16 protein-coding genes and 1 tRNA gene are annotated in these 18857 nt (G+C 57.2%); 3 read left to right on the forward strand and 14 right to left on the reverse strand.

The annotated features are described in order from the left end of the window. Positions 1–332: 332 nt before the first annotated feature. From VN622_18095 to VN622_18135, 9 genes are all read right to left on the reverse strand, one after another. Entirely contained in the window at positions 333–1565 is a 1233-nt protein-coding gene (locus VN622_18095; GenBank protein HWR37779.1) for a hypothetical protein, read from the reverse strand. Between the two features lie 13 nt (positions 1566–1578). Next, complete coding sequence (locus VN622_18100) at positions 1579–2307, reverse strand: Ig-like domain-containing protein (GenBank protein ID HWR37780.1); 729 nt, start codon at positions 2305–2307, stop codon at positions 1579–1581. Then, on the reverse strand, positions 2304–4364 hold the full coding sequence (locus VN622_18105) for a c-type cytochrome (protein HWR37781.1): 2061 nt from the start codon (positions 4362–4364) through the stop codon (positions 2304–2306). Before VN622_18105 ends, VN622_18100 begins: the two co-directional genes overlap by 4 nt. Next, positions 4364–5074 carry a hypothetical protein gene (locus tag VN622_18110; protein HWR37782.1) on the reverse strand — a complete coding sequence of 237 codons (711 nt, stop codon included), beginning with the start codon at positions 5072–5074 and terminating at the stop codon, positions 4364–4366. Before VN622_18110 ends, VN622_18105 begins: the two co-directional genes overlap by 1 nt. After that, on the reverse strand, positions 5071–5865 hold the full coding sequence (locus tag VN622_18115; protein ID HWR37783.1) for a cytochrome b N-terminal domain-containing protein: 795 nt from the start codon (positions 5863–5865) through the stop codon (positions 5071–5073). The genes VN622_18110 and VN622_18115 overlap by 4 nt, the downstream gene beginning before the upstream one ends. Position 5866: 1 nt before the next feature. Continuing rightward, entirely contained in the window at positions 5867–6406 is a 540-nt protein-coding gene (locus VN622_18120; GenBank protein ID HWR37784.1) for a ubiquinol-cytochrome c reductase iron-sulfur subunit, read from the reverse strand. 2 nt (positions 6407–6408) lie between these two features. Beyond that, entirely contained in the window at positions 6409–8388 is a 1980-nt protein-coding gene (locus tag VN622_18125) for an FAD-dependent oxidoreductase (GenBank protein ID HWR37785.1), read from the reverse strand. 62 nt (positions 8389–8450) lie between these two features. Further along, positions 8451–9032, reverse strand: coding sequence for a carboxypeptidase regulatory-like domain-containing protein (locus tag VN622_18130; GenBank protein HWR37786.1), 582 nt, complete (start codon positions 9030–9032; stop codon positions 8451–8453). A 41-nt stretch (positions 9033–9073) separates the two neighbouring features. Next, entirely contained in the window at positions 9074–10687 is a 1614-nt protein-coding gene (locus tag VN622_18135; GenBank protein ID HWR37787.1) for a hypothetical protein, read from the reverse strand. A 407-nt stretch (positions 10688–11094) separates the two neighbouring features. On the opposite strand from VN622_18135, the gene VN622_18140 reads away from it, so the two are divergent. Continuing rightward, entirely contained in the window at positions 11095–11391 is a 297-nt protein-coding gene (locus VN622_18140; protein ID HWR37788.1) for a hypothetical protein, read from the forward strand. 430 nt (positions 11392–11821) lie between these two features. Here VN622_18140 and VN622_18145 read toward each other — a convergent pair. Beyond that, a tRNA-Leu gene (locus tag VN622_18145) sits at positions 11822–11908 on the reverse strand. A gap of 224 nt (positions 11909–12132) precedes the next feature. Beyond that, positions 12133–14721 carry a PKD domain-containing protein gene (locus tag VN622_18150; protein HWR37789.1) on the reverse strand — a complete coding sequence of 863 codons (2589 nt, stop codon included), beginning with the start codon at positions 14719–14721 and terminating at the stop codon, positions 12133–12135. 467 nt (positions 14722–15188) lie between these two features. Between VN622_18150 and VN622_18155 the strand changes: the two genes are divergently transcribed. Beyond that, positions 15189–15446: a hypothetical protein gene (locus VN622_18155; protein HWR37790.1), complete on the forward strand. Its 258-nt coding sequence runs from the start codon at positions 15189–15191 to the stop codon at positions 15444–15446. Between the two features lie 85 nt (positions 15447–15531). Here VN622_18155 and VN622_18160 read toward each other — a convergent pair whose 3' ends face one another. The 3 genes from VN622_18160 to VN622_18170 form a co-directional block, all read right to left on the reverse strand. Then, entirely contained in the window at positions 15532–16290 is a 759-nt protein-coding gene (locus VN622_18160) for a sugar phosphate nucleotidyltransferase (protein ID HWR37791.1), read from the reverse strand. Then, positions 16287–17447 carry a glycosyltransferase gene (locus tag VN622_18165; GenBank protein HWR37792.1) on the reverse strand — a complete coding sequence of 387 codons (1161 nt, stop codon included), beginning with the start codon at positions 17445–17447 and terminating at the stop codon, positions 16287–16289. The genes VN622_18160 and VN622_18165 overlap by 4 nt, the downstream gene beginning before the upstream one ends. 305 nt (positions 17448–17752) lie before the next feature. Beyond that, positions 17753–18175, reverse strand: a complete 423-nt coding sequence (locus VN622_18170; GenBank protein HWR37793.1) for an OsmC family protein — start codon at positions 18173–18175, stop codon at positions 17753–17755. Positions 18176–18665: 490 nt separating this feature from the next. Here VN622_18170 and VN622_18175 point away from each other — a divergent pair, with 490 nt between their 5' ends. After that, complete coding sequence (locus VN622_18175) at positions 18666–18812, forward strand: hypothetical protein (protein HWR37794.1); 147 nt, start codon at positions 18666–18668, stop codon at positions 18810–18812. The last annotated feature ends 45 nt before the right edge of the window (positions 18813–18857 follow it).

The following is an 18857-nucleotide window of genomic DNA, read 5'->3' on the forward strand; positions in this document are numbered from 1 at the left end:
TCGCGCGAGCAGCTCTGGTAGGCAAAAGTGTATCTGGGGTGAAAGGGGTGAAAGGCATCCAGTCGCCGCCAGTGGAGTCCAGCCGCAGGCAGCTTTGGCCCAAAAATAGTAACAGGGCTAGTAACTAGCCCTGTTAGCTGCTGAGATAAATGTCTGGTGCCGAAGAAGGGACTCGTTTGACGGTTTCAGTGTAACCCACTGATTCCGCGGTAAGTAGATGATTAACAGCTGCTTACGGGTGAATCGTTAGTTTCTACAAATTCTCTAAATTCCACCTTGCGACCGGAAATCACCAGCGCTTACAGTGCTATACCGTGCTACAAACTCGTCCTTCATTGTCTCTCCGCAACTTGAAGGTTTACTCCGGCGCGCTCGCCATTAATAAGGACAATGCCAGAGTCCAGCAATTCCTGACCGGTGCAGTCGTAATTAGCGAAGCAGTTCATTGCTTTGAAGGAAAAGAAGAATTCCACCGCCTCCGAACCCACGCCGCCGGCCGGTTTCAGGGTCGTGCTGAAGCTAACACCATCGAAGCTCGTTTCATTCTGAAAGTAAGCGAGCACGGGACGAATAAGATGGGCGATGTGGCTGTCAAAAGCTAGCGCGGCGAGTTGATAACGTGAACCATTGTTGTTGTCCTGGAGCGGTGTGGTAAGCGACATCTGTAAATACGCACCCTGGTGGAAGGCCACGAACGCAGGCGGTGCATAAGAAACGAAATGCGCCTGTGCATCGAGTCCGCGAACCATGCGTTCAATGGTCCCCTGATGGGTCATTTCCAGATTTTTCAGAGTATCGGGTGTGATTAGCCGTATCGGGAAATCGTTCGGTTTGATCAAGTTTGGTGAGACTGGTGTTCCCGGTACGGTAGCGGGTGTGCCGATGCTGGCGACCTCGACGTGATCCCTACGGTTCTCGGGCTTCACGAAGCCGTCGTGCGCAATAATGTTGGGCGATTCATCTCCTGTCAGCCACAGCGCAATCGGTTCACCGTCCACATACACTGCTCCGTCCAACGCGGCAGCTTGCTGTTGCTCAGGAGTCATTGCCACCACCAGGCGATGCGCTGCTGCCCGTGGCATGATGAATACGATGTTCTCAGCGTTTTCTGTAGTGATACCGCTGACTTTGCCGCGCACATGGTGAGAGATCTCCACGGCAAACGCTACGAAGCTATCGTCATTCGGGAACTGCCGCACTGCGGCTTGCAGGATGGGTAAGATGACGTCGTTGAATGTCTGGCGTACCCGTTTGCTCTTGTCCATCAGTTCACGAGAGTATGCCGCGTAGTAGTTGCCGGTAATTTCCAGCACCATTTGCTTGTTGTATATGTCGAAGCCGATGGAACTCTGCTCCGTCCGCAATTGTTGCGGTTCTTCCATGTCCAGCACCCGACTCAAATAGAAGTGATACGGGAACTCGTGTCCATGGATTTGAGCCCCGATCTGCTGCAACTGCTGGTTGTACTTCTGCTGTAAGCGCCTAGCTTCTGGGTCGTGGATTTCGAAAACAGACAGCACCTGCGCCGAGGAGGAGAGCGGTAACAGCAAGACAACGATTGCCAAAAATGCGACCGCATTACTTCTGCACATAAACCACACCTTTCGTCCGGTAAGGCGGATCGGAAACCGCGCGAATGTAGCTGACCAGCGCGGCAATATCGGAGTTCGTCAAGGTGTATCCCCACGGCGGCATCTCGGCCGAGCGGCCCAGTGCGACGCCTCCGTGCGCTATCAGATCGGTCAGATCTGCGTCACTCAGTTTATTGAAGGGGTCGCCCTCGGTGAATGGGCGCGCGTTGGCACCGAGGTTATCGTGATTGGAAACCCGCAGTGCGGTCGATTCCGAGTCGTGACAGCGTGCGCAGTATTCCTCGTTCAGTTCGTGCCCGAGCATTTGCTGGTAACCGAGTGCGACTTCCTCGAGTTGAACATCAATTCGCTTTCCCGAGCTGTCCCAAGTAGAAGCAGTGAGCCGGTATCGTCCGGAGGAGCCTCCCAGGTAAATGTTCGTCGAGAACTGGCCGCTTGAATCGGTAACTCCTTCAGCCGGCGTGAACACTGTTTCCGCAGGACCGCTAAAGCGCACGGGTGCCCCGGGGACCGGATTGTTGTCCTTGTCGTTGACCTGCACTACCACTGGCTGATCGAGCGGGCTACCTACCCCAGCAACCTGCTTGCCTCCGCTGGATTCGACGATAGCCGTACCGTGCGCGGTCGCCGTGGGCTGCGCCGGGCCTTTGCTTTTGTGGGTGCAACTGATAACGAGCGCGGTTGCGACGATGACGCAAGTGATCCACGGTTTCATTTCTTCGCCACCTGCTTTCCGCTCGATTTCTGAGACAATTTCTGAGACATAAGAAATGCTGTGAGTGCGCGGGCGTCAACATCGGTCATATGCTGATCGGGTTCTAGCGACCCGGCACGCAGGCTCTGCGGATCTTTAAGCCAGTGATACACCCACGCGGCGTTCAAGCGAGTCCCCACGCTCCACAACGCAGGCCCGATGTATCCCTTATCCGCCTTTGAATCCACTATGTGGCAAGACTGGCAGGCGTACTTGCCGTAGAACAACTCGCGTCCCTGCTCGGCCATCGCGGGCGTGAGAGCGGCAGCAGGAATTTCGTCGCGATCAAAAGCAGGGGTCTGATAGACCGTCATGATGTAGTCGGTCAGAATATTGATCTCTGTGTCGCTCAAGTTGAACTTCGGCATGCGGCGGATGAGTGTGGGGCGAAGCGTCTCCGGATTTTTCAGGAAATCTGCCAGCCACTTGCGCTGTACCGAGGTGCCCTCCCATGTGAGATCAGGCGCCATGTCGCCGCCGTGTCCATTGATGGCGTGGCAACTGAAGCAACGGAGGTCGTTCATGAGCTGACCAGCTTTGCCAGCGGGCTGATACTTCGACTCGTGGTATCCAGCCACTCGCATGTTGACCGGTTGTGTCTGTGCGCGATCGGTCTGCGCCATCAACGCGGTCGTAATCGCGTCGATCTGCTGCTCGGTGAGTGTGAATTGCGGCATTTTGAGGCTTGGTCCGAACGCGCGCGGCTTTCTCACCTTTGCGACGATGAAGTCGGGCAGCGTGTGCGGTACGTCCGCCGGAAACGCGATCTGCGCGAACGGCTTGCTGCCTTCGCGGCTCAGGTCGGGAGCAAAGTTCTCCGGCTTCTTGATCCCGTTGATCCCGTGACACGATGCGCAACCGTACTCGAAGACGAGCGCTCGTCCGTGCTTTACCTGTTCAGGTGTCGCGTTCGGCAGGTGAACATTGGCCAGCAGGTCATCATCCTTTTTCGCCATCAGGAAGGCGGTCAGCGTGGCGACCTGCTTATCATCGAAGCGATAGTGCGGCATCTTGGTATCCGGATCGTAGTCGCCCGGATTGCGCAGCCAGGCCTGTAACCATTCCGGCTTCGCCTTTGTTCCGATCTTCGTCAACTCGGGCCCCAGGTCACCTCCCACCTTGTTCCCGGCGGCATTCTGAGTTGCATGGCACGAGGCGCAGAACGATTCCCCATACAGGCTCGTGCCTGCCTGCAGATCGGTGGCCGTGCCTGGCGTCGCGGTCGACTTCGGTGCATTCGGCTGAAGTGGTGCGCTCTGTGCGACGAGAAACGCCGTGATGTCCCTTACATCGTCGTCGCTTAGACCGAAGTTCGGCATCGTCGCTGTAGACGAATACCTCTGCGGGTCTTTGATCCAGGCGAACATCCACTCGCGCGTAGTTTTGTCGGCAATGTGAACGAGTGACGGCGGATCATCTGCGCCTTGCATTACCACACCGTCTGCCATCGTGAGCATGTGGCAGCGGACACAGCCTTCACGGGCAAGTAGGTGCCTGCCTTCGTTCAGCTTTGGGGTCCCTGTCAAATGATTCAAGTGACACTGGCCGCAGCCGGATTCGACATAGCGCGCCGACAAGATCGGCTGTTCCCACGCGAGCGTAGTATGGTGCGCTTCTTCGACGGTCGTCGCCGGACCCTGGCCGCGATGGCATGTCACGCACCCGAACTCGCTGAGGTTATGCGGAATCGGTGGATGCGTTCGGAACGGCTGCTCCTGTATATCGCGGAGACTGGTCTCTTTTAATGCGACATGGCACGTCGTGCAACGATCAACGACTCCCTGTTCGGGAATCCAAATCTGCTGAATGCCTTGCGGCATGTGCTTTTCGAGTGTGACCGCTTCGGCACGGCCACGCACCAATCTTTGGTATTGATTCTGATAATGTCGCCATTCACTGAAGTGGTTCTTGGCTGGAACACTAGCCAACAATACCAGCAGCATAAGACTGACGACTCCGAACGCGCGGCCAGGATCGCCAAACAGCGTATGCCACAGAGAACTGATTTTCTGTCGCATCAGTAGGTCCTCCACGGCAGCGCCCACGACCATCCTGGGCCTCGGAAGAACGTGCCGATTGCGGTCAGCAGCACCAGTTCTGCGAGGAACCAAGTCATGATCCAGAACGAGAGTGGCTTGGCTGCCAACCCACGCCGCGGTTCTGCTCCGGGCTTCGCCGCTTGCCGCGCAGCCATCACCATCAACACGGCAACGATGAGTGTCGGCACAAGTGCGATGTAAACGTGGAACATGATCAGGAACACAGACAACGAGAGTAAGACTGAAGCGAAAATTCTCAGCCGTCGCGCGCGGTCCTCCAGGAACAGGCCTTTGCCTTCGACATTCACGTTGAAATACGGAATGATGATCAGCGCAATAATGACCAGTGTGGGAATGAGCACTCCGGCAACCACCGGTGGAAAGTAGTGCAGAAGTTCCTGCAGACCGAGAAAGTACCACGGCGCTTTCGCTGGGTTGGGTGTGTGCATTGGATCGGCGAGGCCTTCGAGCGGAGCGTCCCAGACCAACGCCAACGCAATAAGAAAGATGGAGAACACCTCGATCGCTACAGCAATACGGAAGAGCACGCCGGGATACGTCATCAGGTGCTCTTCATCCGCGACCTTCACGGCGGGTGACGTGCGACGGGTGACAAACGCCACACGAACTGGCGCCTTTCTCTGATCGGAATCAATTCCCGCTACAAACGGCTTTTGCTCGTCACTCATCGTAGAGTTCCTTCCGATGCGGCAGCAGATTTAGGCTGGATGTCGTCGGCGACTACATTTGGCGGTGGGGCATACAGTCCACCATCTTTGCGGATACGCCAGAAGTGGATCGCAATAAAGAAGGTCGCGACGATCGGCAGAATCACGCAGTGCAGCACATAGAAACGCAGGAGTGCGTTGGCGTTCACCTGGTTGCCGCCGAGCAGAAGGAACCGGATGTGCTTACCTGCGATCGGAACGGCTGAAGCGATATTGCTTCCAACTGTCACCGCCCAGAACGCCAGTTGATCCCACGGCAGCAGGTAGCCGGTGTAACTGAGCAGCAGCGTAATCAGCAGCAGGATTACGCCGATCACCCAGTTGAATTCGCGCGGTGGACGGTAAGCGCCCCGGTAGAACACCTTGCACATATGCGCGAACACAAGGAGGACCATTGCGTGCGCAGACCATCGGTGCAGGTTGCGCAGGAACACGCCCGACGAAACGACGAACTGCAAATCCTTCATGTCGTTATAGGCTTGCGGCACCGACGGATGATAGTAGAGCATCAGCAGCACGCCAGTAATCACCAGAATGAGGAACGCGGCAAAGGTCAGCGCGCCCAGATACCACGTTGCACTGAATCCGAGCAAACGCTTGCGTGCCTTAACCGAGAACAGGTGCAAGAACACGTTCTGCTGCACCGCAAGAGCATCATGCAAGCGGCTGCCTCCGGGGCCGCTGCGGAAGACGCTGCTCCAGACACGGCTGGCACGCAGTCTGTCCCAGTAGGATTGAATCTTGTTTGCCATGTCAGACTCTCACGTACTGACGCACGGCAACATCGGCGCCGCGGTCTACCATCAGGTTGCCTTCGTCGCTAACCCACACGCGTTTCCACGGAAGGGGCTTAGGCGCCGGCCCTTCGATTTTCGTTCCGTCAGGATTGAACTTACTGCCGTGACACGGACACGCGATGATGTGTTGTTCGGGTTTCCACGCGGTCACGCACCCCAGGTGTGTGCACACCGCGTCGAGTGCATAGAACCCTTCGGTCGAGTGCACGATGTAAATCCGATTCGCTACGTCCAGAGTGACCGAGTCCGGCGGATAACCCTGTGGTTTGCCAGCGTTCACCACCAGCGAAGGCTCATATAGGACATTCGGAGAGAGAAACTGGTACGCGAACACGACTGTCCCGAGTCCGGCTACGGCGATTGAGGCGGTACCCAATTTGACGAAGAACTGACGACGGCTCCAATTAATACGTTCGTCTTCCACGCCCATGCGCCAAAGTTGCGCGTCGCCCGGTCCCGGCGGTTCAACAACCTTCTTCTTAACTTCGTCTGCCATTGCTATTTCTTCTCCACTGGCGGTCGCGGGGCGCTCGACTGGGGCGCCGCAACATCAAACGTCCGGATGGAAATCAGTCCGGTGGGCTCGACCGGAGCGAGGTGGTACGCCTCCATAGTGATTGTGTTCACTGGGCAGCGAAGCGCGCACAGACCGCACCGGATGCAGCGCGTCTCGTCCTTGATCATGGCCGTTCCGGTGATGATTCCCAGTTCTTCCGCTGCAACGCCGTTCAGCTCGACGTCAAACATTTCCGGGTTCTTGCGAATTGCTTCCAGTGTTCCGGGCTCGAACTCGATCTGCTCCAGCGGAACCAGGCGCAGACATTCTTCGGGACAGACGTCGATACATCCGCCACACAGCACGCATTCAGAACCATCAGCCGGATTACCCTCAAACACGGTGTTGATCCAGCAGCGCAGGCACCGGCGAGCCTCTTCCATCGCGGACTGCTCGTCATATCCGATCTCAACTTCGGTAATGCCGGTTCGCCGCTCCAACGGCTGCATTGGTACTAAAGGCCGCGCCAGCGTCATGAAATCGTGGAGCATGCGGTGACGGCCGAGGATCTCAACCTCGATTTGTGGCTCCGCGTGTTTGTGGCCGCGAAGGTATTCGTCAATGCCGATGGCGGCTCGCTTGCCATCGCCGACGCTGTCGATGATCAATCGCGGCCCAAAAGCGCAATCGCCTCCTGCGAAGACGCCAGGCGCGGTGGTCATCAGGTTTTCGCGGTTGACGCTGATCAGTCCTCGCTGGGAGACCTGCAAACCATCTTCAGGCTTGATGAAATCGAGCTTCGCCGCCTGCCCGATTGCCATGATGATGGTGTCGCACTCCAGTTGTCTTTCGCTGTTCTCGTAAAAAGCCGGATTGAAACGGTGCTGCTCGTCGAAAACCCACTTTGTCTCAAGCGTCTCAAGAGCCGTGACATGCCCGTTCTGTCCCAGAATGCGCTTCGGACCGAGGCCGGCATGGATAATGATTCCTTCGGCTTCGGCCTCCTCAATTTCTTCAAGCGCGGCGGGCATCTCATCACGTCGTTCGAGGCAGACGAGGTGGACCTCGCGCGCGCCCATGCGCAGTGCGGAGAGAGATATATCCACCATCTCATGCGTCGCGACCGCAACGATGTTCTCGTCTTTCGGCACGAACTCGTCGTCAGCGCCGTGCTCGCGCAGCACCTCGCGTGCCGCTGAACGTGCTACATCCATCGCGACGTTGCCGCCGCCGATGACGATCACCTTCTTACCAATCGTGAACTTGTATCCAAGATTGACATTTAGCAGGAACTCGACGCCGCGGTGCACACCGTCAAGTTGGACACCCGGAATGCTCAGGTCTCGGCTGCGATGAGCACCAACGGCAATCAGCACTGCGTCGAAGCCCTGTCGCCTCAAGTCACTGATAGTGAAGTCGCGACCGGCAGCTTGATTGAGTTTGATTGTGATCGCACCGGTCTCGAGGATTTCTCGTACCTGTGCTTCTACAACGTTGCGCGGCAGGCGGTACTCAGGGATGCCGAGATACAGCATTCCGCCCGCGACCGGTGCGGCCTCGAAAATTGTGACCTGATACCCCATGAGCGCCAGGTCATGTGCCGCTGAGAGTCCGACTGGTCCGCCGCCGATAACGGCAACCTTGTACCGCAGTGTCTCCGCCGCTTTCGGCATCGGCAACGGATGGCGCGACTCCGGTCCGTAACGTTCAGTCAGGAATCGCTTGAGGGCGCGGATCGCGATAGGCTTATCGATTTCGCCTCGGCGGCACGCTGATTCGCACGGATGAGCGCAGACTCGTCCGCAAATGCTAGCCAGCGGATTAGGATCGCGCGCATGACGGTACGCTTCCTCAAAGCGTCCCTCAGCGATCAACCCCACGTAGCGGCCGGCATTCGTATGCGCGGGACACGCCATCATGCAGGGGAAATTGGTGTTCAACCAATCCTTGTCAACTCTCTTATCCAGAAAACGCTTTAGCATCACGGCCCCTGGAATTCGGGCGCGGCGCCCCACACAAGCTAGCCCAGGCGGGGGCTTCCGCGTTACTTGCTCAGCGTGAAATCAGACTTGCTCGCGGCCGCCACTTTCACCGGTTGCGACTTCGGTTTGGCACCCTCGTGCCATGCCGTGACCGTGTATTGCCCGTCGGGAACATCCTTGATGGTGTAGTTCCCACTCTCATCGGTTTCGGCGAAATAGGGCGTTGGACTCACGACGATGTAGCCGGCCATTTCCGGGTGCACATTGCACAGCAGCGGCGCGACCCCAGGATGGTCGAACTTGAACGATTTTTTCTCGCCCTTGGGCCACGTACCGAGATTGTGACCAGCCTTCTTGTCCCCACCAATCGACGGCCAGAACACGTTATGCTGTACGTTGTCACTGTTCAGGAAATCAACGGTCGTCCCTTGTTGCACGACCAGGATGTGCGGCTGGAACTGCAGGCTCTTCTGATCCATGACTGGATGCTTGTCAGCTGGCGGAAACGGCTTGCCGGAAATGGCGTCAACGTAGACCACTGATTTGCCACTCACGCCCGATACCTTGCCACCGAGGTCGCCGGCACTAACTGCGACAGTTGCTGCGATAACGAACAAAACAGGAAGCATCAACTTGCGATTCATTGGAGTTCTTTCCTCCTATCGAAATCTCGGACGGTCGTCCCTCAGTACACAAACTCCAGCCCTGCCACTGCCGTGTTCACACGGAACGGTTTTGTGAAGACGGGATTTAACGTGACCGGGTTGAGCAATCCGGCTGTCGGCGCGATCTGCTGACGCGGGCGTACTTGGTATTCGAAAGACGCCTTGATATTGGCGTGGATCAAGAATTGCACCCCAGGCGTGTATCGGTTTCGCGTTGCCATGACCGGAGCAAAGAACGGAGTATCGGTACTGCCCGCGAGTCCGTTGATCCGGTCCTCCGGCGAGTTCACTCCGTCGTACCGCATGATCAGCATGATCCAGGGCAGAGCGCGATAGTCCGCTTGCAGAAAGCCGCCACTGAACGTCGATGGCGCACCTGCGATAAACGAAACCGGAGTCGCCGGGAAGATGGCCCCCGTCGCATCAATCGGAATCAGGTTGTGATCATGGCCGTGCATCCAGACCCCAAACAGGTTGAAGGTCCGGTAGTTGAAACTGAAATCTCCGCCCACCCGATAGAAAGGTTCGCGCGCCGTCAGCAGCGTGGGAGCACCAGTAGACGTTGCCCCCAAGATGCGATTCACACTGCGTCCGTAAAAATCGAACACGCCAACAGAGATATAAGTGTGGTCACGAGGTCCCATCTTGCCGGCAGCCTGAATAGCGCGGCGACTGTCCTTGTCACGCTCCAGGTTGAATCGGTACTCGAAATGACCATAGATATCCTTGAAACTCGAGTCGGACTGGAACGGGTTGCCGGTAACCGTAGGCACGAACGCACCCGGATCTGTGACCCCCGTCGTGTTCTGGTTTATAAATGCGACCGAGTACCAGTAGCCGCCATAATGGTGGCCACCGCTGAACTCGACGCCTTGCCCCGGAGTGTCGAGCGTGAAGCCATTGCTCACGTTGTGGACGCCGGTGACACCCACATTCGTCTGCCCGAAGATGTCCCACGGACTCAGGTTCCAACTGCGTGCCGGGCTGAATGGCAGATCGATTTCGAATTGGCCCGCACGAAGGCTCAGAGAGTCTTTCGGAAGGTGAAGCAATCGGCCCAGATTCACAAAGCGAAGATAGCCATCGCCCAACCCTCCGTTGCCGTTCTCGCCCGTCACGCTGATGTCGTCATCCACCCAGAAGGCGATGTCGCTTCCAAAATTGCCAGCCGTGAAGATGCTGAAAAGCCCGGTCTCGAAATTCGTTCGTGGCACAAACGTCGGCACGCTTGGCGTCGTAGTGCCCGCCGGAACGAACTGGAACTCATTGCGATGTTCGCCAGTCACCTGAAAGAAGTTGTTCATCCGAAGTCCGATCGGCGGCATGCCCGGAATCTTCCCAGGCCAAATCGAGTGCGGCCAGAGTTCCTTTTGCGCAGGCGCCCCCAGCATTACGGGCGGATTTTTGATCATCGACTCGTCATCGGTCGGGAATTTAAACCCGGCGTCTTTAAATGCCTTTCCGAAGTCGTTCAGTTTGGGAAAGTCCAGGTGACAGGTACTGCACGACGTGTTGTACATCCGGGAGAATGCAGGGATCGAGTGACTCCGCGTCGGCATTGTCAGCGGCAGCGCAATAGCCAGGACGGCACCCGCAAATGGCAGCAGTTGCGAAAGCTTAGGCAGGCGAATCATTGGCCTCTCCTTACGTTCTGAACCGGAAGTGGATGTTCGTGCCGATTCATCCGGCCACGCGCGGTGACCGGAAACTGCCTTACTTCATATGACCGAAGGTGAGGCAGACTCTGAGGCCCCGACACCAACGCATTGCACTCAAGACCGGCTCTATCGAGCCACCCGGTTGCCGAATTTGTCGCGACCAAAACTGCTGGCTCGCGACCACCGTGAACACTGTCTGCGAACCAAAACGACGAGTTGTTACGAGTGCGACGACTTCAGAAGAACAAAGAAGGAGGAGCGCGCCCAATCCTTATAGCCAAGGTGAGCGACTGTACGGATGGCGAAGCCACCGTGGTAACTAGATATTCCGTATGGAAAGGAGATCGACATACAGCAAAAGGACGAACGTGAGTGTCGGGAAAGTGAAGACCATTACAATCACCGTCGGAATTGGACTTCAGCTTTTTGACGCCGACATCTTCGATGGCGATTTGCGCACCGTGGAAATCGTCAGTGACCGAGATCACCGGGAACAGGAGCACCACTGCACAGCCTGTCGCGATCAGAGCCAATCGGCCTGCTTGGCAGGTATCGCGATTGACGCCACGTCCGCACACCGCCCACGCGATTCCGCCGGCCGTTGCCAGCAGCCAGAACGCATTGAGCAAGACTTCCACAACGTCCTTACTGGAACCAACAACTACATCGCTGGCTTGTGATGCTCTGTCTCATCGAAAGTTTGTTTCGTGAGACTCTCTCCAATTGCGACAGCATGAGTTAAGTCTGACGCGGAAGTCAAACTCGGTTCTGTGATGCACGTCACATCCGAACAGATGAGGAGAGTCTCTGCTGCCCCGCTTCCAGCCGTGCAGCTTTAGTGACTGCAGAAGACGCGCTTACAAACGGCAATGTTTTCAGTTCGACACAGGAGCAAACGCTGCAAGCATCTGTTTCAATTCGCGGAGTTTGGTAAATGCATACACACTGGCTTGTGTGTTCTGCATGATCATCCTAGGTCCGTTATTGTCAATCTCGCTGCTGAGCTGACGCCGTCGTTTTGGGCGTTTGCGATTTGCGGACACTTCCGAGATTCTTGGTGCGAAGCAAATCGCCTTTGGAAGCTATTCATTCCAAAGGCGATAAAATCTTTGGTGCCGAAGAAGGGACTCGAACCCCCACACCCTTGCGAGTACGTGGACCTGAACCACGCGCGTCTGCCAATTCCGCCACTTCGGCACTCTTTGAGTCGGCGGCTCCGGGCCCATCTGGGCTGGTACAACGGCCACCTTGCAGGTCAACTCAGGCTTACAGTGGCCATTTTACATTCCACGGCCAAGCTGGTCAATGCATCCAGAGTTGATTCTTCTCGCGAGGATCGCTCCGCATCGGCGCGGAGCGATCCGTCCCGTTCGCGAAGGCAACGAACCAATTTCAGCAGCGTGCAACTAATGTGCACCCTATTACTTGACCGTCACGAAGACCGTGGATTTGTAAACGGTTCCCGCCATATCCCAGGCTTGCACAACGACGCGGTGCGTGCCCTTTGTCAGTCCGATGTACGTGTCGAGTTTGTTCGCTCTCACTGAATAGACCGCGACGTAATCTACATAGATTTTCATGGCCGTTATAGCGACGTTCCCAGTTGCGGTGGCCGCGACACGTGCCGGAGATCCAACGATAGCGTTGCTAGTCGGCGTCAGGATCTTCACGCCGAAAACCGTTATCGTGGAAGTCGCCCTTGCGCTTGCTCCCTTGCGGTCCGTCACGGTCGCGGTCACCGTGTAGGTGCCCGGAACCCGGTAGATGTGTGACGCGGTGGCAGCGGCCGTGGATGAGCCGTCACCCCAGTTAATAGTAGTGGAAGCGATGGAGCCATCCGGATCGTACGAGCCGCTCGTCGAAGCCGTGACCGTAACAGGAGCGATGCCCCTGGCTGGCGTCAGCGAGAGCTTCGCCACCGGCGGCTTGTTCTCCCCAGCGGCCGAAACCGTGACTGTGCCGGATGCAGAAGAGGTTGCTCCGAGGTTGTCGGTTACAGTCCCTCTCACCGCGTACGTACCTGCGGTTGAGTAGGTGTGGGAAGCGCTTGGGCCGGCGCTGGACGTGCCGTCGCCCCAGTTGATGATCGAAGACGCGATACTTCCGTCAACGTCCGTGGAGCCGGAAGTGGACGCCGTCACCGTCACCGGAGCGTTACCGGCGGTCGGACTCAGCGCCAGTTTTGCGGCCGGAGCCTGGTTGCCCGCGATGTTCACCGTCGCACTCGTCTTGGATGTTTCGCCCAAATCATCTGTGACCGTCGCTGTTACCGTGTAGGCGCCAGGAGTGGAATAAGTATGGGTGCCGCTCGCAGCGTTGGTTGTCGAACCGTCTCCCCAGGCAATCTGAGTGGAAGCGATGGTCCCGTCCGCATCCGTGGAAGCCGTTGCAGAAGCCGAGACCACGACCGGCGCTATGCCCGTGGCCGGCGACACCGACACGCGAGCTTGTGGCGGCTGATTCGCGATGACCGTCACCGAAGCTGTCGCTGTGTCTTGCGCGCCGCGGTTGTCAGTCACCGTTGCCGTGACCGTGTACGAGCCCGGAGTGGAATACTTGTGCGACGCGCTCGCCGTTTTGGCAACGGTGCCGTCGCCAAAGTCGATGTGATAGCTGGCAATGCTGCCGTCCGGATCGCTGGAGCCTGCGGTGGTTGCGTTGGCGGTAACCGAATCAATGCCGCTGGTTGGCGTGACAGAGAGTTTGGCAACCGGCGGCTTGTTCGAGATCAACACGTTCCAAGATACGGCAGCCGACATTTGGTTGAGCAGAGTCGCCTTTCCCACGGCCTTCACATATAGGGTGTAGGCATCGGGCCCGAAAGCATAGCCGCTCATATCTAGAGTGTTTGTGCCCGCCGCGACATCGTCCACCGGCATGAGGTTCTGTCCGTCCAGAGAGATGAAGACCGTGTAGTGATCGATCGTGCTCTCCTGCCCGGTGATGCTCCAGTTCAACGTCGTCCCGCTCATCGACGCACTTACGCTGACGCAATTGTCGATGCCCGTCTCAATCTCAGTGCCCTCTTCGTAGTCGTTCCATGTAACGATTTGCAGCGCATTGAGCTGATTGCTCGCGCTGTAGTACTTCCCTGCCTCGGCCATTGTCTTGAGCCACGTCTGGCCGCATTGCTGATTTACGATGCGATTCTTCCCCCACGACGCCAGCGTGTCGTTGAATCCCTTGTAGCCCGAACCGTAAGTCCATTCGTTGGGATACCGCAGCGACGTTGCATAGAAATTGTCGAGATATCCGAGACCCATGCTCGTGCTATCACTCGAGATGCCGACCCAGCCGAAACCGCCGTCGCCGTATATCTTTGAGAACGCACCTGAATTACGGAAGATAAATAGCGGATTACCAGGCGTGTTGGCGCGAATGCGCGACCAGTCGAGCGAGTAAGCATCCATGCCGAAAAAGAACACAACCGGGCGTCCCGCCTCGCGCATGTATGCCGGAGATTGCTCAAAGGTTTTGTAAGCGTAGGTCAGGTCGCTGATGACCTGCTGGGAAAGATCGCAGCCCACAGTGGCAGCACATTTCTTCAGTGCGCCGACGTCTTCTGTAATCGCGAACTGGAAGTTTCCGCGCCGTGCCGCTTCATCTCGCAGATAGATGGTCGCCTGATTGTGATGCGTGCTGTTCGGTCCGTACCAATCGACGATTGCGCCTTGTATGCCGCGGCTCTGCATGTCGGCGACCTGGCGGGCGACCTGCGCCGCATCCGCCGACTCGTAGCCGACGTTCATGTGCGACGTGGTACCGAACCATGGCATCAGATGTACGTAAATCTTTGTGCGATTGCCTGCGTAGAGTAACGAACTGATCGGCATCTTGCTCACGTTCCCGGGAGCGATGTTGCCATTCGATTGCGTCTTGAACGTGGATGAAGCGCTGGTGTTGTTTCCCGTTTCCCTGGCCAGCGTGGTTGTGGGTTGAACCGGTGTAGTGGCCGAAACCGTTGTCGCGAGCACAAATATCGCCGCGATTAAGATGAAGCAATTCCGCACGCGAACATCCTCCGGGTCTCGCCATGTTCGCGACATGCGTGACCGATTTTGTCTGCCACCATGGCGCGCTCACGCCTTGGCTCGTCCTGGGGGTTCGCAAGCGGCCTCGAACTCGGGGATAGCCTGCCGGCCGACCTACACGGCCTTTTTTCCTGTATTGAATTGGGGAGGATTGTAGAAGCAGCGGAATGATTCTCGATGTACAGTAAAAGTACTAAGGCGTTCGTTCTTTTACCTTAGATTGAGCATTCGCCGCGAAGCTCGACTCTTTTTGCCCTGAAGCACAAGGAACGTGTAGATTTCTGGCTGGGCAAGCGCTCCCGTGGAACCCTTGCGCACAACGCCTGAGGCAGGAACCGCCTCAAACCCATTGTTATGTTATTGGCTGTTTGCGCTGGTGGTCTTTCGCGGACGCAGGCTTCTTGCGGGTTAGGACGAAAGCTGTCAATCTCAAGCTGAGGAAAATTATGGCGTCACAGCCAGGCATGGAAGGCACTACTAAAATCCCGCTTGAAGTCAGCCGTCAGCTGCGCACCCTAGCGCACGATCTGAGTAACTCTATCGAAACCATCATGCAGGCCTCGTACCTGCTAGGACAGGCACAGGGACTAGATGCAACGAACAAAAAGTGGGTGGAACTGATCGACAACGCAGCACGCGATGCCGCGCGCATCAACCGTGAAATACGCGATATCCTGCGAGCGCAGAGCACGGCCACGCCTTAGTCATCGTACCCCAGAGATGTGCGCCATTGGCGCGATGTAGAAAACCTGCTGCCATGCAGCAGGTTTTTGTGCGAAATACCGAGAATCATGCTGCTTCGAGCAGGGTTGATCTTCTTCTCATCTCTCGCAAGTAGTCCTGAGCGTCGTGGTAGCCCTCCAGCGTACCGACATCCATATAGTGTTCCCCGCTGAAGATACCGCGTACGATGTTGCCGGCGTCGATGTATGCATTCAGCAGATGGCCGAGGTATTCATCCTCTCGGTGCCGAGCCTGCCACAGCAGGTTAAGAGCGCGGAACGCCTCGCCTGTCGCGGTAACGGCGCCCCATATCCAATGAGAGTGCGCGTCCTTCTGCTTAACCTCCACGCGCTCCACATAGCCGCGCTCGTCACAGATGGCGGCGTCAAACACCGATGGATTCAGCACGGGAAAGAGCACCAGGTTGACGTCTGCGTTGCGCTCCACGGCCGGCCAGTACGCATTTTCGGGAAACCAGATCGTGTCTGGCAGTCCGATCAGGACCTGTTGCTCGGGACGCACGAAGGGCTCTGCGCGGAACAGTGCGTCACACAGGCCTCGCGGCTTCTGTTGCACCACGTAGAAGATTTCCGCCGCGTAATCGCGCTCGGCGAAGTAGCGCACAATGTCGCCTTTGTCGGCCGAAATCACCATGCAAATCTGTGTTGCTCCGGCGGCGATCATGCGCTCCACGAGGTATTCCGCAACAGCCTTGGGCCGCTCGAGTCCGTCGATCGTGCGTGAGCCCACGGGCAATAGCTCCTTCGAGCAGCCCAGCGGCTGTATGCGCTGGCCTGCACCTGCGGCTGGGATGATCCCAATCATGCTGCCTCCATGAAGCCGTCTGACAATGCTTCCGGGGAGCGCGCCCGCGATCCCTGCTTCACCGCAACTTCGGCGTGCGCCGGTTCCCCGCGAACCGTCCTTGCCTCTTCGAAGAAGCGCAGCAGGTCGGCAGCCCGCCGCTCTCCCGTATGCTGTTCCAGCGTGCGATGGCGCGCCCTTTCGGCCATGCCGGACAGCTCGGAGTCACTTGCCGCCAGCGCACGCAGAACGTCGTCTGCCGTTTTCGCGATCACGACCTCCTCTCCCGGCACGAAAAACTCATCGAGCCCTTCCCACCAATCGGTGATAATTGGCGTCCCGCAGGCTGCGGCTTCGAAGAACCGTCCGGACGGACACCATCCGGAGTTCGCCATTTCTCCTCGCGTAATGTTCAGCGTAAGCCGCGAGGACGAATACAGCGCGGGGTGATCGGCCGGAGCGACGTGGTCGAATCGCGCGACGTTCGGCGGCCATTGCCACTGCCAGGGGTAGAGCGTCCCGGCGAGTACAAACTTCAGATCCGGTCTGCGGCGCGACGGCTCAAGGAATAGTTCATCCACCTTCTGCTGACGGTCAGCCGCGTAGGTTCCCATGTAAGTAAGCGCGGAGCGGAACTCCGCACGCGACTCTATGGGGTGGTACACATCGGGGTCCACGCAGCCAAACAGCGGACGCGCCAATCGCGCCCCCCAGCGCTCTCGCAACTCTCGCAACGCCTGTCCGCCGGTCCACGAGAGCACAAGATCGAATTGCCCGATCTGGTCGCGGCGCAGATATTCAAGATCACCGGCCTCAAGCTGTTTTAGAGTTACTGGGGTGTCCAGATCGTAGAAGACCTTCTGGGGTCGAGAAAGTCCCAGTACCTCGTCGCTGATGCGCGCGCCTTGCGGACAGTAACTGGCGGTGATGACGACGTCAGACTCGGAAGCCCGCCTTATGGCGTAGCGACGGACCTCGTCCCAGGAACGGTACAGTACGAGTTCGCAAAAGTCCGCTCCGGCGAAATCGCGCCGCAGAGCGTAGTACTCCACATCTTTCTCATAGAAAGTGACCTCGTGGCCTTCCCGTGCCAGCCCCTTCAGGATGGCCCGATACGGAGTCGCATGACCGTTGCCCCATGAAGACGAAATCGTCAGCCCAAAAATCGTGATCTTCAACTCTCACCCCACCTCAGCACGTCCGGACAGAATGCCCGCGCACTCCGGTCCAAGTACACGTACTTACGTCTGTGATGGCGCGGATGCCGCAGGTGTTTGCCGTATAAGTTAGTGAAATGATTGCAGGGATCAAGCTGACGAGAGACAAGACAACCACAGCGGCGAAGAGCGGCGTCTAGCGAAGCGAAGGATCTGCTTTGTTCGGCTGCTGAAACAAAGTAGATCCTTCGCGCTAAAGATAGAAAGCAAGCCGGAAGGCACAACACGGAAGCCGTGCCTAGGCACTTTGAGTCGCGTCACCAGCTTTAGGCTAGCTTCGCATCCATCGTGATTTTCGCATTCAATACCCGCGATACCGGACAACCGGCCTTCGCGCCATTCGCCGCTTCCTGGAACTTCGCCGGATCGGCTCCGGGGATGCGGGCCGTAAGGTCCAGGTGGACGGCCGTGATGCTGAAACCGGCGTCCGTCTTTTCCATCGTGACTGCGGCCTTGGTGTCGATGCTCTGAGCCTTCATCCCTGCCTGTTCCAGTTGCGCGGAAAGCGCCATTGAGAAACAACCAGCATGAGCGGCCGCAATCAGTTCTTCAGGATTTGTTCCGGCGCCGTTCTCAAAACGCGTGGCGAATGAGTACTGTGTATTTTGCAGGACGCCGCTTGCCGTTGACACGGTGCCTTTGCCGTCCTTCAGTCCACCTTCCCAGTGCGCGCTGCCAATTCTCTGCATGTGTTCTTTCTCCTGTCGAAATTACAGCGTGAAAGATGTGACGGGTTAGCGCTGAGCGCGCTGTGTTCCGTCAGGCAATGTGCTGCAATGTGCGGCTGAAACTCAGCTCTAGTAGAAATCAGAACAACTCAGAAAGAATCCGCAAGTGGCACACACTAGCTTGCAGTGATTCTCCTGTAAATCGGAAGAACAGGCCGGGCAGGTCCGCATCGCGCGGACCGCATCTTTGTCTCGCGCGGTGCTTTCTTTCGGCAAAAGCTCTCGCCCGTTCTCGATTCCTTCCCTCACCCATGCAGTATACGTCCGTCAAATGTCTGCGCGCAGGCAAGCAGTTCTTCTCGTGTTTGTCAGTGACACTCGACGCGATGCTCTTCTTTTCAAAAAACATGAAAATTCCAGTTACTTTAGTAATTCGAAATGCATATACTTCCGGCCGTATTCCGAACACAAGTTTTTCAATTCATTAACAGCTAGTCAATAGGAGACCACCATGTCTAAGACTCTTTGGGTAATCCTCGCCGCTTTGATGTTCGCTGGCACTTATTCCATCTCTACCAGTTCGATCGACAACCCGATGGATCCCGGCGAAGGCTCTTATCCGACTCCGATCTGCGCCCCGGGCGGAACCTGCAAGTAGTTCTCACGCAGGACGAATGGATGCCAATTGGAACGGCCGCGTTTG

The sequence above is a fragment of the Clostridia bacterium genome, assembly GCA_035561135.1.
Taxonomy (GTDB): domain Bacteria; phylum Acidobacteriota; class Terriglobia; order Terriglobales; family Acidobacteriaceae; genus DATMYA01.

Bases quoted from the DNA above. Each gene is read 5' to 3' on its own strand.
- VN622_18135 (HWR37787.1), bottom strand. From the start codon at position 10,687: ATGATTCGCCTGCCTAAGCTTTCGCAACTGCTGCCATTTGCGGGTGCC.
- VN622_18115 (HWR37783.1), bottom strand. From the start codon at position 5,865: ATGGCAAACAAGATTCAATCCTACTGGGACAGACTGCGTGCCAGCCGT.
- VN622_18160 (HWR37791.1), bottom strand. From the start codon at position 16,290: ATGATTGGGATCATCCCAGCCGCAGGTGCAGGCCAGCGCATACAGCCG.
- VN622_18130 (HWR37786.1), bottom strand. From the start codon at position 9,032: ATGAATCGCAAGTTGATGCTTCCTGTTTTGTTCGTTATCGCAGCAACT.
- VN622_18175 (HWR37794.1), top strand. From the start codon at position 18,666: ATGTCTAAGACTCTTTGGGTAATCCTCGCCGCTTTGATGTTCGCTGGC.
- VN622_18110 (HWR37782.1), bottom strand. From the start codon at position 5,074: ATGAGTGACGAGCAAAAGCCGTTTGTAGCGGGAATTGATTCCGATCAG.
- VN622_18120 (HWR37784.1), bottom strand. From the start codon at position 6,406: ATGGCAGACGAAGTTAAGAAGAAGGTTGTTGAACCGCCGGGACCGGGC.
- VN622_18100 (HWR37780.1), bottom strand. From the start codon at position 2,307: ATGAAACCGTGGATCACTTGCGTCATCGTCGCAACCGCGCTCGTTATC.
- VN622_18170 (HWR37793.1), bottom strand. From the start codon at position 18,175: ATGCAGAGAATTGGCAGCGCGCACTGGGAAGGTGGACTGAAGGACGGC.
- VN622_18125 (HWR37785.1), bottom strand. From the start codon at position 8,388: ATGCTAAAGCGTTTTCTGGATAAGAGAGTTGACAAGGATTGGTTGAAC.
- VN622_18155 (HWR37790.1), top strand. From the start codon at position 15,189: ATGGCGTCACAGCCAGGCATGGAAGGCACTACTAAAATCCCGCTTGAA.
- VN622_18105 (HWR37781.1), bottom strand. From the start codon at position 4,364: ATGCGACAGAAAATCAGTTCTCTGTGGCATACGCTGTTTGGCGATCCT.